14 protein-coding genes are annotated in these 16,002 nt (G+C 68.3%); 3 read left to right on the top strand and 11 right to left on the bottom strand.

Going from position 1 to position 16,002, the window contains the following annotated elements:
* Window positions 1-31: 31 nt before the first annotated feature.
* The 10 genes from ASF71_RS19975 to ASF71_RS19930 form a co-directional block, all read right to left on the bottom strand.
* Window positions 32-1,066: a serine hydrolase gene (locus tag ASF71_RS19975; protein ID WP_162243147.1), complete on the bottom strand. Its 1,035-nt coding sequence runs from the start codon at window positions 1,064-1,066 to the stop codon at window positions 32-34.
* A 404-nt stretch (window positions 1,067-1,470) separates the two neighbouring features.
* On the bottom strand, window positions 1,471-2,556 hold the full coding sequence (locus ASF71_RS19970) for an aminopeptidase (RefSeq protein ID WP_255354764.1): 1,086 nt from the start codon (window positions 2,554-2,556) through the stop codon (window positions 1,471-1,473).
* Window positions 2,553-3,335, bottom strand: a complete 783-nt coding sequence (locus tag ASF71_RS19965) for an SDR family oxidoreductase (RefSeq protein WP_056303380.1) — start codon at window positions 3,333-3,335, stop codon at window positions 2,553-2,555. The genes ASF71_RS19970 and ASF71_RS19965 overlap by 4 nt, the downstream gene beginning before the upstream one ends.
* Window positions 3,332-4,015, bottom strand: a complete 684-nt coding sequence (locus ASF71_RS19960) for an RraA family protein (protein ID WP_082506236.1) — start codon at window positions 4,013-4,015, stop codon at window positions 3,332-3,334. Before ASF71_RS19960 ends, ASF71_RS19965 begins: the two co-directional genes overlap by 4 nt.
* Complete coding sequence (locus tag ASF71_RS19955; RefSeq protein WP_056303379.1) at window positions 4,012-5,649, bottom strand: DUF885 family protein; 1,638 nt, start codon at window positions 5,647-5,649, stop codon at window positions 4,012-4,014. Before ASF71_RS19955 ends, ASF71_RS19960 begins: the two co-directional genes overlap by 4 nt.
* A complete protein-coding gene (locus ASF71_RS19950; RefSeq protein WP_056303377.1) occupies window positions 5,646-6,797 on the bottom strand; it encodes a Gfo/Idh/MocA family protein in 1,152 nt (383 codons plus the stop codon). The genes ASF71_RS19955 and ASF71_RS19950 overlap by 4 nt, the downstream gene beginning before the upstream one ends.
* Window positions 6,794-7,873, bottom strand: coding sequence for a ketopantoate reductase family protein (locus ASF71_RS19945; RefSeq protein ID WP_056303374.1), 1,080 nt, complete (start codon window positions 7,871-7,873; stop codon window positions 6,794-6,796). The genes ASF71_RS19950 and ASF71_RS19945 overlap by 4 nt, the downstream gene beginning before the upstream one ends.
* Before the next feature lie 58 nt (window positions 7,874-7,931).
* On the bottom strand, window positions 7,932-8,831 hold the full coding sequence (opp4C, locus tag ASF71_RS19940) for an oligopeptide ABC transporter permease (protein WP_056303373.1): 900 nt from the start codon (window positions 8,829-8,831) through the stop codon (window positions 7,932-7,934).
* The gene (locus ASF71_RS19935; protein WP_056303371.1) at window positions 8,824-9,777 is read right to left on the bottom strand and encodes an ABC transporter permease; all 954 of its coding nucleotides are present in this window, start codon (window positions 9,775-9,777) and stop codon (window positions 8,824-8,826) included. The genes opp4C and ASF71_RS19935 overlap by 8 nt, the downstream gene beginning before the upstream one ends.
* 59 nt (window positions 9,778-9,836) lie before the next feature.
* On the bottom strand, window positions 9,837-11,456 hold the full coding sequence (locus ASF71_RS19930; RefSeq protein ID WP_056303369.1) for a peptide ABC transporter substrate-binding protein: 1,620 nt from the start codon (window positions 11,454-11,456) through the stop codon (window positions 9,837-9,839).
* A gap of 206 nt (window positions 11,457-11,662) precedes the next feature.
* On the opposite strand from ASF71_RS19930, the gene ASF71_RS19925 reads away from it, so the two are divergent.
* Genes ASF71_RS19925 through ASF71_RS19915 form a run of 3 tightly spaced genes read left to right on the top strand, consistent with a single transcriptional unit; the run spans window position 11,663 to window position 14,906 of the window.
* Window positions 11,663-12,871 (top strand): hypothetical protein, encoded by a 1,209-nt coding sequence (locus ASF71_RS19925; RefSeq protein ID WP_056303367.1) that lies wholly within the window; start codon window positions 11,663-11,665, stop codon window positions 12,869-12,871.
* Window positions 12,868-13,668 (top strand): IclR family transcriptional regulator, encoded by an 801-nt coding sequence (locus ASF71_RS19920; protein WP_056303365.1) that lies wholly within the window; start codon window positions 12,868-12,870, stop codon window positions 13,666-13,668. Before ASF71_RS19925 ends, ASF71_RS19920 begins: the two co-directional genes overlap by 4 nt.
* Window positions 13,665-14,906 carry a Xaa-Pro peptidase family protein gene (locus tag ASF71_RS19915; RefSeq protein WP_056303363.1) on the top strand — a complete coding sequence of 414 codons (1,242 nt, stop codon included), beginning with the start codon at window positions 13,665-13,667 and terminating at the stop codon, window positions 14,904-14,906. The genes ASF71_RS19920 and ASF71_RS19915 overlap by 4 nt, the downstream gene beginning before the upstream one ends.
* A 195-nt stretch (window positions 14,907-15,101) precedes the next feature.
* Here ASF71_RS19915 and ASF71_RS19910 read toward each other — a convergent pair whose 3' ends face one another.
* Entirely contained in the window at window positions 15,102-15,995 is an 894-nt protein-coding gene (locus ASF71_RS19910) for a LysR substrate-binding domain-containing protein (RefSeq protein WP_056303361.1), read from the bottom strand.
* Window positions 15,996-16,002 lie beyond the last annotated feature (7 nt).

Raw genomic sequence — 16,002 nt, 5'->3', positions numbered from 1 at the left:
CGGCCGGCGGCTGGTGGACCCAGCAGCCGGGTCAGAGCAGGCCGCTGGGGTCCAGCAACACCTCCCGGACGAGGGTCCGTCCCAGCGCCCGGGCCTCGGCCGTCTGCTGGTTGGTCAGGAGCACGAGCCCCACGGCCCGGTGCGGATGCAGATAGAGAAAGGTGAGCACCCCGTCGTCCCCCCCGAGATGACCGATCAGTCCCTGCTTGCGGGTCCAGAACAGCAGCTGGTCCTCCTGGGGTGCGGAGTGCTGCGTCTCCCACATCCGGTCCAGGGTGTCTGGGCGCAGCACCCGGACCCTGTCCCAGACGCCGCCGGCCAGCACCGTCGCCAGAAACTGCCCGAGGTCGGCGGCTGACGAGCGCAACTGGCCGTCCGGGTACGTCGGGTAGCCGTAGTGGGGCAGGACCCGGCCTGCGTCGTCGCGCGGCTCGGCGATCAGCAACTGGTCCGCGAAGTCGCGCAGAAACCAGCCCGTGTTCCTCAGCCCCAGGGGCCCGAACAGCGACGCGGAGCACAGATCGGCGAAGGACCGGCCCATCCGGTGCTCGGCCGCCAGGGCAGCGAGGGCCACCCCGACGTTGCTGTAGGCGTAGGTGCCCGCTGGCCCAAAATTGCCTTGCGGGTCGTACTCGGCGCCGTCCGGCGTGAGATAGCTCCGCAGAAAGTCCGCGAGCGACTGCTGCGGGTCCCCTGGACCATAGGGCGAGGCGTACTCCGGGTTCCGGTCGACGATTCCCGAGGTATGACTGGCCAGCCCGCGCAACGTGATCGGCGCGCCGCCGCAGGGAAGGTGCACCACGAAGGACAGGACGCGGTTGATGTCGCCGTCCAGATCGAGCAGGCCCTGCTCGACGAGCTGCATGACGAGGGTCCCGGTTACGACCTTACTGACCGAACCGAGCATGAACGGGGTCGCGGCCGTGATGTCGGCCCCCGAGGCCAGGCGGCCTGCGCCCGCGCTCCACACCACTTCTCCGGGCCGGACGACGGCGGCGGAAGCGCCGGAGACGCCACTTGTCAGGAGGTGCCGGCCGAGCCGTTCGGAAGTGCGGGGGGAGATCACCGTTCCCACTCTACCGGTCGCCCGCGAGTGGGCTTGAGTGGCCGCAGGCCAGCCGGTCAAATGGAGCATGGGCTTCCACCTTTGCCTGCTGACGGCCGCCCTGCTCTCCCACTCGGCTCTGGCGGCGAACGATACCCTTCCGGCAGCTTTCGGCTGATGGGCCCTCGGGTTACCTTCGATGCCGCGCTCCAGCAACTCGTCTCCCGCGGGGTCAGCACCAACCGGAACCCCCTGGCCTGGACCTGCTGGCCGCCCTGAGCGAGTGACGCTGGACAGGCTCCGGGTTTGTGCGGGAAGACCAGGTGGGGCTCCACGCCCGGTCCCTGGGCCTCTCGACCGCCGGTGGGCCGGCTGTGCCCTGAGCGGCAGCCGGCCCACCGGCCGTCAGAGGGCCGGTCTGCTGCTCAGCAGAAGTTTCCGTCCCGCTGGATAGGTTCCCCGTCGAGCAGAATCTCGCCGCCCGGCCGCAGGTCACGGATCATGTCCCAGTGGAGGGCCGACTGGTTCGTGCCGCCCGTCTCGGGGTAGCTGTTGCCCAGCGCGAGGTGCACCGTGCCGCTGATCTTCTCGTCGAAGAGGATGTTCATGCTGGGCTGCTGGATGCCGCTGTTCGTGCCGATGCCCAGTTCGCCGACGTACTGGGCGCCTCCGTCCATCAGCAGGGCGGCCTGGAGGGCGTCGTTGCCTTCCTCGGCCGAGGCCTCGGTGACCCGGCCGCCCTCGAAGCGCAGCCGGATGTCCCGGACCCGCTGACCCTGGAAGGTCGTGGGCAGGTCATAGTGGATATAGCCCTCGGCGCTGTCCTCGTGAGGCCCGGTGAAGACCTCGCCGCTGGGCATGTTGCGCTTACCGTCGCTGTTCACCCACTGCCGGCCCGCGACGTTCAGGCGCAGATCGGTGCCCGGAGCCACGATGCGGACTTCCTGGGCGGCGGCGAGCCGTTCGATGAGACCCGCCTGTTGCTCCCGGACACCGTTCCAGGCCGCCACCGGGTCGGGCCGGTCCAGGAACAGGGCGCGGCTGACGAACTGCTCGTAGTCTTCCTGCGACATGCCGGCCATCTGCGCGCCGTCGGGGGTCGGGTAGAGCGTGAGGGTCCAGCGGCGCTGCGCGCGCGCCGTGGCGACCGGCTTCAGGGTGCGCGTGTGGCGGGCCTGGCGCGCAGGGTCCTGGCCGCCGGGTCCCAGCGGCGTGAGGATGCGGATACTGGACTGCACACTCTCGATGTCCGCGAGGTCGGCCGGGTGCAGGTGGTCGAGGAGGGCGTCGGGCGCCAGCCGGATGAAGTCCTCCTGCTGGGACGGGTACTCGAGCCGCAGGACCGGCTGCGCGCCCCGTTCGAGCAGCGCCCGGTGAATCTCCTCGACGAGCGGAAGCGCCAGGGTCGTGCAGGCCACGAGCACCCGGTCGCCCGGCTGGGCGTCTATGCAGTACTCGACCATCAACCGGGCGTGCCGCTCCGGATCGTATGCCTTGCCGGCCCCCGTCACAGGTTGGTCACCGCCCCGCCGTCCACAAGCACCGTGCTGCCGGTGATGTACGAGGCCGCCGGAGAACACAGGAAGGCCGCCACCCGCCCGAACTCGGCCGGGTCGCCCAGGCGGCCGAGCGGAATCTCGCGCTCGGTCTGCGCCCGGACCTCTTCCCAGGTCCGGCCCTCGCGGGAGGCGCGCGCCTCGTCGAGTTCCTGGATGCGTTCGGTGAGGACGCGGCCCGGCGCGATGCAGTTGACCGCGATGTCGGGGGCCAGTTCGGTGCTCAGCGACTTCATCAGGCCGTGCACGGCGGGCCGCAGCACGTTCGAGAGGGTCAGGTTCGGGAGGGGCCGCTTGACGCTGGAGCTCACGATCGTCAGGATGCGCCCGCCTCCGGCCCGCAGGTGCGGCAGGGCCGCGCGGGTGAGGCGCACCGTGCTCATCAGCGTGAGCTCGAAGGCCTCGGTCCAGGCCGCGTCGTCGAAACGTTCGAACCCGCCGGGCGCCGGCCCTCCGGCGTTGCAGACGAGCACGTTCAGGCCCCCGAGCGCGCCGGCGGCCTCCTCGACCACCCGGCGGCAGGCTTCGGCGTCACGGACATCGGCCTCCAGGGCGACGACAGCCGCGCCGGTGGCCGCGGTGATCTCCTGGGCTGCCGCCTGGGCGCGGGCCAGGTCACGGGAGCACAGGGCCACCGAGGCCCCCTCGCGGGCCAGTTCCATGGCCGTGGCGAAGCCCAGGCCACTGCTGGCCGCCGTGACGAGCGCCGAGGTCGGCGTGGGAAAGAGATTCATACGTGCCCATAGCGCGCGAGGACGTCCGGCAGCGTGGCTCCGGCTTCCAGATCGGCGCGGATCTGGCTTTCCTTCTCGGTCAGGGCCTCGGCCTTGACGAGGACCTCGGCGGCCAGTTCCGCCGGAATGACGATGGCCCCGTCGAAGTCCGCCAGGATGAAGTCGCCGGGCCGGACAGTCACGTGCTTGGAGGTTGCTCCCGGCAGGTAGACCGGCACCTGCCAGGCGTTGACCTGCCAGCGCCCGATGGACTGCACCGGCGTGCGGTAGCGCGCGAAGACCGGGTAATCCATACGGTCGAGCCACTCGATGTCCCGGATGCCGCCGTCGACGAGGGCGCCCACACTGCCCCGGTACTGCATGCCGCGCGCGATCAGTTCGCCGAAAAAGCAGATGCCCTCGGCCCCGCCGCCGCTCCAGACACTCAGCTCGTCCGGGCCAATGCCGCCGACCGCCTCCATCTTCTTGGGGTCCCCAGTGCCGGGATACGGCGTGAGCTGGCCCCGGATGGTGTAGGCCCAGCCGGCCATCTTCTCCAGGCGCTGGCGGATCGGCCAGAAGTCGGCGCTCAGGCCCAGGTCGGTGTGGCCGAGTTCGTCGAGGATGTCGGCGACGTTGGCCGTGTCGACCTTCAGGTAGCGTTGCCGCAGGTCGCGGCGTTCTTCGGTGCTCAGGGTCACGAGAGACCTCCGTGGAGTAGGGGGCGGGGAACGTCGTCGGGCGTGAGCCAGTGGATGGGCGCGTGACCATGGCTCAGCGCCCAGTCGTGGACGGCGCGGGGGTGGCCGGGCGAGGCAGCCCGCAGCGCGCGGATCTGTTCGGTACCGAGCCAGTACATCAGGCGGGTCGCCGGCAACATGCTGTTGCGGGTGCTCTCGCCCCAGACGCGGGCTTCGGGGAAACCGACCTCAGCGCGGTAGTAGTCGCGCATGTCTTCCAGGCTCCAGTCGCCCATGTGAAGGCGCAGGTCGGCGACGCAGCACGCCGCGTTGCGCCGCTCGAAGCTCTTGAGCATCAGGGCTTCTTCGGGGGTATAGAACCCGGGCGCTTCGAGCAGCAGGTCCTCGGCGTAGCAGGCCCAGCCCTCGACCGCCGTGCCGGAACTCAGGAACACCAGCCCGAGCGCGCCGTCCGTGCCGCCCAGGCGGGCGAGCCGGGACTCGGCCCGGCGGGCGAAGGCGTTCTGGGTGTGGTGCCCGACCGAGCCGTGGTGGACGGCGTGCACCAGCTTGATGAAGCTGACGCTGGGCAGCGGCTCGTCCTCCACCACCCAGTACACGCTGCCCTGCCCGGCGCGCGCCGCAGCCGGCGACCGGTAGAACAGGAAATACAGCTCCCTGGACACCTGACGCGCCCAGGCGGGCATGGGCGTGAAGGTCAGGTCGTAGTCCTGCGCCCCCGTGACTAGGCCGTTGGCCTCGGCCGCTTCCAGCGCCTGCCGGTGCCAGTACTCGTAGGTGGCCACCAGCGTAGCCGGCTCGGGGCGCACGGCGTCCAGACCCCGCAGCACTTCCCTCCAGTCCTGGCCGAAGGCGCGGGCGTCCTCGGTCAGTTCGTCGCTCAGACGCATGAAGGCCGCCTCGGCCCGTGCCAGGGCCTCGCGCGGCCCGAACGGCAGACCGTGAACCTGTCTCATGAGCAGCTCCAGGTGCGCCTCGCCGCAGGCCACCGGCACGTCCGGCTGCCCGCTCAGCTCACCCTGGAGTCGCCCGGCCAGATGCAGGGCCGCGGCGGCCCCTCGCTCGGCGGCGGCCACCAGTGCCGGCACGCGCGTCACGTCCGGGTGCAGCCACAGCTCCTCGCTCAGAAACCGGGCCAGCGCCCTGGCCTCCTGGGCCGCGCGGGTCGACCAGTCGGCCGGAAGGGCGGCCTGAACGAGCTGCTCTGCCGCCTCGCCGAAGAATCGGGGCAGCTCCTCCAGACGGCCCTGCAACCCCACCTGCACTTCCTGCGCCGAGCCGTCCGGGCGCGGCAGCAGCAGCGAGATGAGCCCGAAGGCCGCCTCGCCGGTGTACCACGCGGGGTTGCGAAATCTCGGCGCACGGTCCAGCTCGGCCCGCAGGTGCCGGAGCTGCCCGTCCAGCAGGCGCAGGTCCGTCTGTTCTCCCGGCGTCCTGGAGGCGGGGGACGCGAGTACCTGCTCAAGTTCGGCCTGCAGGGTCTCCAGGGCTGCGCCTTCCTGCGCGGCCACGTCCGGGCCAGCTGGGGGCAGGCGGTGGTCATGACCGGGCAGGCCCATGAAGGTCAGGTCGACCGGGCGAAACTGCCCGTGGAACGCCAGATACCGGTCGACGAGAGCAGACGGTGAGGTCACAGGGCAGCCACCGGCGCGAGCTGTTCTTCGGGGTACAGCGGCAGGTCCACCCATCGGCGTTCGGTTGACGACTGCACGATGGCGTTGACGACTTCCTGGCTCTTGGCGCCGTCGTAGAAGGTGCATTCCTCGGGGGTACCGTCCAGAATCTCGTCCACGAAATGCCGCACGAGGTTGCGGTAGTACAGCTCCGGCCAGGGGGTGTTCAGGGTGGTGCCGGGCGGGTAGGCCGACTCCGGCAGGGGCACGTCCCGGAACTCGACCTGGTCGGCAGTGGCGAAGCGCAGGGTTTCGGCCACGCCGTTTTCCTCGACCAGCCGCGCCACGGCCGCACCCTTGCTGCCGTACACCCGCAGTTCCACGCCGGGATAGTTGCCGATGGCCACGTAGCTCGTCTGCAAGATGCCCTGCGCGCCGCTGGCGAACTCGGCGAGCGCAACCGTGCCGTCCTCGACGTTGATGTCCTGAAGGCCCTCGCCGTAGCCCCGCACGACGCGGCGCGGCACGAAGTTGCTCATACTGCCGATGACGCTGCTGTATTCGCCCGCGCACCAGCGCACGAGGTCCAGCAGGTGCGAGCCGTAGCCCACCACCGAGGAGGGAATCAGGCGGCTGAATTCCGCGCCGCTGGGCACCTGCCGCAGCGGGTAGTACGGATCGAGGAACTGGCTGTTCTGTTCCAGGCCGTGCACGTGGTAGATCTCGCCCAGCGTGCCGTCCTGAATCCAGCGCTGAATCTGCCGGATGGCCGGGGAATACCGGAACGTAAACCCGAGCTTGGTCCGCACGCCTGCCTCGCGCGCCTTGCGGGCGGCCATGAAGGCGTCGGCGGCGTCGTGGGCCAGTGGCTTTTCGCTCAGGACGTGCTTGCCGGCGGCGATGGCGGCCAGACTCAGGGGCAGGTGGGTCTCGGTGGGGGTGCACACGTCGACCATCTGCACGTCCGGGTCGGCCAGCAGTTCGCGGTAGTCGGTGTAGACCCGGCGCACGCCGAAGAGCTCGGCGAGGCGCTGCGCCCGCTCGGGCACCGTGTCGCAGATCGCCACGAGGTCCACGCGGTCGTAGGCCGCGTACCCGGGCAGGTGGGCGGACTCGGCCCAGGCGTGCGCGCCGATCACGCCGACGCCCAACTTGGCGGGCGCGCTCATGGCAGGGCCTTGCCGAGGCTCTGGACGTACTGTTCGAGCTCGTCGTAGTTGTGGAAGCCCAGTTCGCGCTGTCCCTCTTCAATCTCGTAGATCATCTCGCACATCCTTGCGTTGAGCCGGGTGTCGGCCCCGACCCGCTGACCGAAGTCGATGAGTTTGCCGTTGCTGGACCGCACCTCGCTGGGCCGGTTGCGGTACACGATGTCCCACCAGATGCCGCTGCCACGTTTCTTGAAGGTGTGGGCCTGCGGCTTCTGGTCCTTCTTGAGCAGCCAGATGGCGTGGGTGATGTTGTCGAGAAGTTTCTGGGTCTCCCCAGGTGTGCCGGGCTTGTAGTTCGCCGGGTCGAAGAAATCGAAGGCCTCGACCTGTATGCCGTTGGCCTCCGCGATCTCCAGGGCCTCACGCACGACCGCTCCGGCCACGCGGGCATAGCGCTCGTTGCCCAGGCTATCGGTGATCGGCGCGTTCACCAGGGCGCTGAACACCACCTGCGCGCTGTAGACCTCCTTGGCCCAGATCTGGCCCCAGATGTTGTCCGAGAGCTGCACCTCGGTCAGGGCCTCCAGACATTTGGCGAGTTCGAGCAGGCGGGGGGTACGCTCGCCGGTCATCTCGCCGAGCTGGATGGGGCCCTCGTGAACGAACTCGATGTGGCCCGGGTCGACCAGGGCGCCGCCGTAGTTCGGGATGCTGCCCATGACCCGTTCGGCGCCGCCCAGTCCGGCGGCCTGAAGCCGGGCGATCAGGTCCGGCTCGTTGAAGCCGTTCTGGTAGGACACCACGAACGTGTCCGGCCCGAACAGGGGAAGCACGCTTTCGAGCGCTTCGAGGCTGTGCTGCGACTTCGTGGCGATCATGACGCATTCCAGCGGGCCGGTCAGTTCGTGGGGGTGCAGGGCCTTGACCGCGAAATGCTGCTCTCCGCGCACGCCGTCGACCAGCAGGCCTCCGGTCTTGAGGGCGTCGATATGCTCGGCCCAGCGGTCGGTGAGGGTGACGTCGTGGCCCTGAGCGGACATGTAGGCGCCCGCGAGGCCGCCGATGGCGCCGGCCCCAATAATGGTGATCTTCATGTTGGGTTCCTTTACTGCGGTGAATCAGGAGAAACGGAAGGGGGGGCGGCCCGGAAGCTCAGGACCGGGGGTCGAGGGCGTCGCGCAGTCCGTCACCCAGGAAATTGACGGCCAGGACGGTGATCAGGATCATCAGCCCCGGAAAGACGGCCAGCCACGGCGCGCCCTGGAGCCACTGGCTCGCCGAGTTCAGCAGGTTGCCCCAGGTGGGAGTCGGCGGCTGGACGCCCAGGCCGAGGAAGCTCAGCGCACTTTCGAGCATGATGGCGCCGCCGACCGCCAGGGTCGTGGAGACGACCACCGGTCCGATGGCGTTGGGGAGGATGTGGCGGAACATGATGCGGCTGTGGCTGCCGCCCAGCGCCCGGCTGGCCTCGACGTATTCGCGCTCGCGCAGACTCATGAACTGCCCCCGGATCAGGCGGGCCGTGCCCATCCAGCCCAGGGCGCCGATGATGCACACGAGCAGCGTGACGCTCGGGCGGATCATGCCGCTGACCAGAATGACCAGGGGCAGTAGGGGAATAGAGAGCACGACGTCCGTGAAGCGCATGAGCAGCGTGTCGGTCCAGCCGCGGTAGTACCCCGAGAGCGCGCCCACGAAGGTGCCCAGCACGGTGGCGATGAGCGCGCTGCTGATGCCTACCGACAGCGAGATGCGCGCGCCGTACAGCACCCGCGTGAAGGCGTCGCGGCCCAGTTCGTCGGTGCCCATGAGGTGCTCGCGGCTGGGCGGCTGCGGCGTGCCGATGATGTCGAGGTCCTGCCCGTCGAAGGTGTAGGGCGTCAGGTAAGGCGCCAGGATGGCCAGCAGACCCAGGATGAGGAGAACCCCGAGGCTCACGAGGGCGAGGCGGTGCTTGAGGAAGTGGCGCAGGAAGCGGTGCCAGGGCGAGTCGTGGGTCTGGCGCCGCGCCGGCTGCGCAGCGGCGTGGCCCGGAAGAGCGGGGTCAGTCATAACGGATCCTCGGGTCGGCGGCGGCGTAGGCCAGGTCGGCCAGCACGTTGCTGACGACCAGCGCAAACGAGCCGAGCATCATCAGGGCCAGCAACACGGGATAGTCGCGTCCGTTCATGCTCTCGATGAAGAGCCGCCCGATGCCCGGCCAGGCGAAGATCGTCTCGGTGATGACGGCGCCCGCGAGAATGCCGGCAAAATCCAGGGCGACGACCGTGATGACTGGAATCAGGGCGTTGCGCAGGGCGTGGCGGTAGACCACCTTGCGCTCGGTGAGGCCCTTGGCCTTGGCGGTGCGAACATAGTCCTGGCTGAGGACCTCGACCATGCTCGACCGCATGTAGCGGCTCCAGCCGGCGACGCTGGCGAACGCCAGGATCAGGGCGGGCATGAGCAGGTGACGCAGCAGGTCGAGCAGCGAATTGTCGCCGATGGTCTGCATTCCGGCCGAGGGCAGAATCCGCCAGTGGACGGAAAACAGCAGTTGCAGCATCAGGGCCAGCCAGAACACCGGCATGCTGATGCCCAGGAAGGACATGAACGTGATGCCGTAGTCCACCGAGGAGTAGCGGCGCACGGCGCTCAGGATGCCCAGGGGCACGGCCACGAGCAGCGCGATCAGAAAACTCGACCCGCCCAGCAGGATGGTCGGCCACAGCCGCTCGGCGATCTCGGTCGTGACGGGGCGCGAGGTGCGGATGGAGTAGCCCCACTCGCCCGTCACGAAGGCCGTAACCCATTTGGTGTACTGCACGGGTAGGGGCTGATCGAGGCCCAGGGCCACCTTCATCTGGTCGAGGGCTTCCTGGGACACGCTGGGGTTGTCGGCATAGACGTCCATGGGGGTCCCCGGAGCCAGGTGCAGCACGCCGAACAAGATCAGCGAGACCCCCAGGAGCAGCGGGATGGTTCCCAGTGTCCGTTTGATCAGATAGTTCAGGTTCAAGGTCAGGTCCCCTCAGCCCAGTAGAGAGGCCGCGCACGCACGGCCCCCCTTCCAGACACTTACTTCTTGATGTACCAGGCGCTCGTGTCGACGAAGTTGGTCATGTTCGTCGGGTTGGGAACGAAGTTGCCCAGCTTGTCGCTCACAGCAATCACGGACACGTTGGTCGTGACCGGAATGGTCGGAAGCTGGCGCATCAGTTCCACCTGGAAGTCCATGAGCGCCTTTTTCTGGATGTCCGGGTCGAGGGTGTTCTCGGCGCGGTCGAGCAGCGCGTCGATACGGGCGTTGCTGAAGCCCTGGCCGTTGTTCACGCCGCCCGTCTTGAAGAACACGCTGTAGACCGGATCGGCGCTCGTGATCCAGCCGCTGTAGAACACGTCGTAGCCGCCCTTGTAGCGCGCCTCGCGGAAGGCCACCCCGGTCTTGTTGTCGGGCACGAGTTCGATGCCGACCGCCTTGAGGCTGCTGATGATGACCTGCTGCGCGAGTTCGTCGTTGGCGCGGCCGGCCTGGACGAGGATCTTGTAGCTCAGGCGCTCGCCGTTCTTCACGCGGATGCCGTCGGCACCCGGCTTGTAGCCTGCGGCGTCGAGCAGGGCCTTGGCGCGGGCGGGGTTGTAGGGGTACTTGGGGACGTTCTTGTTGCTGGCGGCGAATACGGGCACGACCACCGTGTCCAGCGGAATGGGGTAGCCGCCCAGGGCCTTGGAGATGGCCGACTTGTTGATGGCGTGGGCGAAGGCCTGACGGACGTTCAGGTCACGCAGCGAGGCCGGCCCCTTGAAGTTGAAGTCGAGGTGCTGCCAGCTCAGGACGTTGTTCTTGACGATGTTCATGCCCGGCACGGCGTCGAGCTGCGTGACCTGGGCGTAGGGCACCGAGGACGTCATCTGGATTTCGCCGGACTTGAGCTGGGTGACGAGCGTATTGCTGTCGGGAATGATCTTGAACACGATCTGGTCGAGGTAGGGCAGCTGCACGCCCTTGCTGTCCTTGCGCCAGTAGAAGGGATTGCGCTCGACGATCACGTACTGGCCCCGGCGGAACTCCTTGACCTTGAACGGTCCGGTGCCCAGGGGCTTTTCGTTGTAGACGTCGGTATTGAGGTCCTTCCCTTCAAGGGCGTGCTTCGGGAAGATGCCGAAGGTGAACAGCGTGCTGGCGTAGTCGGGGGCGACCCGCTTGTAGTTCACGACCGCCGTGTAGGCGTCGGGCGTCGTGATGGACTCGATGTCCTCGCTGCCATCCTTGGACTCGGCCGTGAACTTGGGATTCTTGATGGCTTCCCAGGTGAACTTCACGTCGGCGCTGGTAAACGGCTTGCCGTCAGACCACTTCACGTCCCGCCGCAGCTTGTAGGTGATGGTCATCTTCTTGCCGTCGGCACTGAGCTTGATGCCCCCGTTCTTGAGGGTCGGAACGACCGTGGCAAGCACCGGAACGTAGTTGGCGTTCTTGTCCGGCGCCAGCAGACCCTCGACGACCGTGGCCTGCACGTCTCCCAGGTAGCCAGTGGAATAGACGTTGAGGGTGTCGATGTCGTAGCTCAGGCCGACGGTAAGCGTGCCGCCCCGCTGCTGCGCCGATGCGGTTCCGCAGAGCAGAACGGCGCTAAGGGCGAGGAACAGGGGGGCTTTCCGGGATGCGGAACGCGACAGCAAGGGGCTAAACTTCATAGGACCTCCTGAATAGGGGACTTAGAGCGTTTACACGGCCAATTCCTGCAACTACTTGTAATGCTTGCCACCGAGTGTGAGCTGTAGGTCAGGGCAAAGTCAAGTCGAAGCATGAAAGAAATTCCACACTGCGGAACAATATGTCTAGATAGGCATTCCGTAAGACGGAATTAACGCCTACGATGAAAGCTCCAAAGGAGCCCAATATGACGATGCCTACGCCTCAGGACCACGAAATCGGCCGCCGTCTCACTGCACTGACCACCGGAATGGATCAGCTCGAGCGCCGTCTCTCACGCGGACACGGCGTGCTGGACAGCGAAGGCCTGGTGCCCATCTATCTGGGCGCCCACCTCGTCCCCCCTACCGCATTCGAGGACTGGGACGCCGTGCAGCACGCCATCAGCGAACTCGAGCGCGACGCGGCGCAGCTGTCCGACGGACCGCGCCGCGCCTTCCTGGACGACATGTTCCGCTCGCTGAGAACGGCCGCCCGCCTGTTCGAGGGCGAGGAGCTGAGCTTCAAGGAAAAACTCGAGGGCCTCATCGGCATCCCCGCGCAGCCCATTCCGATGGCGCAGATCGAGGACATGAAGCTCGACATCGACCGCGTGCTCATCCGCGCCGGCTACCAGCAGGGCACCGTGGCCGAACGGGTGGCCCGCTGGGAGGCCGAGGAGGCCATCGCCCCCGAGCACCTGGAAGCCGAATTCCAGCGTCTCATGGCCGATGCCCAGGCGCGGACCGACGCCCTGATCTACCCGACGGGCGACTACCAGATGCGCCTGAACACCCTGCGGGGCGTTCCGTTCACGGCGCGCTGCAACTTCGACGAGGGCCAGATGGACCTCAACGTGGACCTGAGTTTCACGCGCGCGGCCCTCAAGCACCTCGTCGCCCACGAGGTCTTTCCCGGCCACTCGACCCAGCTGCTCATGACCCGCGACTGGGCCGAACAGGGCCGCAGCACGGCCGACGTCCTGCTGTGCACCACCAACGCGGTCACGGGCTGCGTGCAGGAAGGCATCGGAGACCAGGGCGTCCACCTGATCGACTGGGTCGAGAACGACGGCGACCTGCTGCACCGCGCCCTGCGCCGCCTGCGCAGCGCCACCGCCACGAGCGCCGCGTGGTACCAGATGGGCGAGAACTGGCCCGAGGCGCGGGTCATCGCGTATCTCGAAGAGCACAGCTACGGCCAGCGCCCCTGGATCGAGGGCCGCGTGCGCTTCGCCAGCTACCCCTTCCGTGGCCCCTTCATCGGTTCGTACTGGTTCGGAGACGAGGCCGTACGTGAAGTCCGCGAGCGCACCACCCCCGAGAACCGCCGGGAGTTCATCGACTATCTTTATGGTCAGATGCACTCGCCCAGGAGCCTGCTCATGTTCACCCCCCGGAGCTCCGTCAGCGCATGAGCGAGAACGTGCAAAGTGTCGAGCGGGCCCTCGACATGGTTGGCACTCTCGTCTCTGCGCACCGTCCGCTGAGCGTCGCGGAGCTGTCTCAGCAGATGCAGCTCGCCCCCAGCACGATCCACCGGATTCTCCAGACGCTCCTGGCCAAGGGGTACGTCCACCAGGACCCCGTGAACAAGCGCTACGACATCGGGCCCGAGATCGTCGAGATCTCGCGGTCGCTGTACCTGCGTTACGACCTCGTCCGGCGGGTGCGGCCCTACCTTCAGGAACTGGTCGACGCGACCGGCGAGACGGCCCACCTGGCCGAGCTCTACGGCACGACCGCCATGTACCTCAGCCAGCTTGAACCCCTCACCATGATGCGGATGTTCACCACGCCGGGCAGCGTCACGCCCCTGACCTGCTCGGACGTCGGCAAACTGTTCCTGGCCGACCTGCCGGGCAACAGCGTCGAAATGATCGTGCAGAAGGTCGGGTTCATCGCGCGCACCCCCCACACCATCGTGAGCTGGGGGCGCCTTCAGGCTGAGCTCCAGACTGTGCGGGAACAGGGCTACGCCGAGGACGACGAGGAACGCGAACTCGGGGTCCGCTGCCTGTCCGCGCCGCTGCTCAATGGAGCCGGCAAGGTCATCGCGGCCCTGGGCGTGGCCGGACCGTCGGGCCGGCTGACGCGGGAGCGCGTGCCCGAACTCAGCCAGCAGATCCGGGTCATCGCGCAGCGCGCCGCCCACGACCTGATGCTGGCCCCCGCCCAAGTGCTCGACCCCATAGCGGAGGTGCGGCTCACATGACGATGACTCCGCCTGATTCCAGGCCGGACTCGGCCCTGCTCGACATCTCGCCCCAGGAATACCGGGACCGGCGCGGTCGCCTGGCCCGCACGCTCCAGCAGGAAGGATACGGCGTGATGGTGGTATTCGGACCCACGCGGGTGTCCTACCTCACGGGATTTTATTTCGCCGCCACCGAGCGGCCGGTCGCGGCCATCATCACCGACGAGGGCGAATGCACTCTGTTCATTCCCTCGCTGGAAACCGGGCATGTGCAGCAGCAGTGCCCGGAGCTCGGCGAGGCGGTCATCTACCCCGAATATCCCGGCGGCGGCAGCGGCGAACATCCCCTGCAGACCCTGGGCCGGGAGCTGCGGGCGAGGTTTCCGCAGGCGCGCGCCCTCGCCGCCGACCTCGACGGCTACGAAGCGCGGTGGGGCTACCGCGGCCCCCGGCTGAGTCAGGTCGCCGGGGTACCGGTGCACGAGCGACTGGAACTCATTGACGACGCGCGGGCCCTGAAAAGCCCGGCCGAAATCGCCCTGATCCGCGAGGCGTGCCGCTGGGGAGACTACGCCCATGCCCTCATGCAGCGCGCCCTGAAGATCGGCAGCGACGAGATTCTGGTGTCTCACGAGACCAGTCTTCAGGCCACGCGGGACATGCTCGGCGCGCTGGGACAGCGGTACGTGCCCAAAGCGCGCGAGGGCCTGCCTGCCAACACCATGTTCATCCGCGGGCGCAACACCGCCAACCCGCACGGCCTGCACCAGGTGGGCGGCGTGCAGGCCGGCGACACGCTGGTCACGGGGGCCTACGGCGTGGTTGGAGGCTACGAAAGCGAGCTGGAACGCACGATGTTCGTCGGCGACCCCACCCCCGAACAGGAACGCAGTTTCGCCGACATGCTGGCGGCGCAGGACGCCGGTATGGCGGCCCTGCGCCCCGGCCGGCGGTGTTCCGAGGTCGAGCAGGAGGTCCGGGACGTTCTGGAGGCCAGGGGAGCGCTGCCCTATGTCCGCCATCACACCGGACACGCCTTCGGGATGGAAGGCCATGAGCATCCCTTTCTCGACCTCAACGACCACACCGAGATCCGGCCCGGCATGATCTTCTCGGTCGAACCAGGCATCTACGTGCCTGGCCTGGGCGGGTTCCGCCATTCCGACACGCTGGTCATCACCGAGACGGGTGCGGAACGGCTCAGCCTGTATCCCAGAGACCTCCAGAGTCTCATCGTGCCGGTGCACGCCGGCTGAGCCCCGGGGCAGGTCAACCCCTTTGGGCACACCCCTGGGGACAGGTGAAATCTGCGGGATGAGGCCGTGCCTTTGTCCCGCAGATTTGTGGGGTCCGGGTGCGTGGGTCGGCCGGTGCCGCTCGGTGCCGGACCGGACTGCTGGGCGGCAACAGGATAGGGCGTCAGGGTCTGCCGCGCTCTCCCCCGCCGGGCTTCAGCACACCGTGACCTGTTCGAGCGTCCGCAGGAAGGACCGCGCCGCGTGAGACAGCTGCTCGGCCTCCGCGCTGACGCGGCTCAGGGGCCGCCGCAGACCCGGCAACGCGAGCGGCACCCGGACGAGGACGCCGTGCTGGAGTTCCCGCCGGACCCGCAGTTCGGGCAGCAGAGCCAGCCCCAGCCCCTGGATGACGGCCTCCTTGACCGCCTCGGTCCCGGGCAGTTCCAGCAGGCTGGAGGTCAGGAGGCCGGCCCCAGCGAGGGCCTGTTCGGCCACCTCCCGCGTGCCGGAGCCATGCTCGCGCCAGATCAGGGGGAGGGGCACCGCCGTGCCCAGTTCGGACTCCCTCGCCAGGGGATGGCCGGGCGCCGCGACCAGCACGAGCTCGTCGTACCGGAACACGGCCACCTGCCAGCCGGCGGCCAGGTGCCCGGGCGGGCCCTCGATCAGGGCCACCTCGACCTGCCCGGCCTGAAGGGCCCCCAGCACCTCCTGGGTATTGCCCTGCCGGATCTCGAAGGCCACGCCGGGGGACTGCTCGTGGTAGGCCGCCAGCATCCCGGGCAACAGCGACGCGGCGACTGTACTGCTGGCTGCCAGCCGCAGGGTGCCGGTCTCCAGGCCTCGCCGCTCGCGCGTGTACGTCCGCGCCCCCTCCATCACGCGGGTCAGGGCCTGGGCGTGGACCAGCAGGCCTTCACCCGCCCCGGTCAACCGGACCCCCATACGGTGCCGGGTCAACACCGGCTCTCCGACGGCCTGCGTCAGCAGCTTGATCTGGCTGGAGACGGCCGGCTGCGTGAGGTGAAGTTCTTCGGCGGCCGCGCTCAGGCTGCCCAGACGGGCGACCCGCGCGAAGGTCAAGAGATGCTCGGGGTTGAGAGACACACCCAGA

This window comes from Deinococcus sp. Leaf326 (genome assembly GCF_001424185.1).
Lineage (GTDB): Bacteria > Deinococcota > Deinococci > Deinococcales > Deinococcaceae > Deinococcus.
Note: the sequence above shows the minus strand (reverse complement) of the source record. Positions and strands in the feature narration are given on the sequence as shown.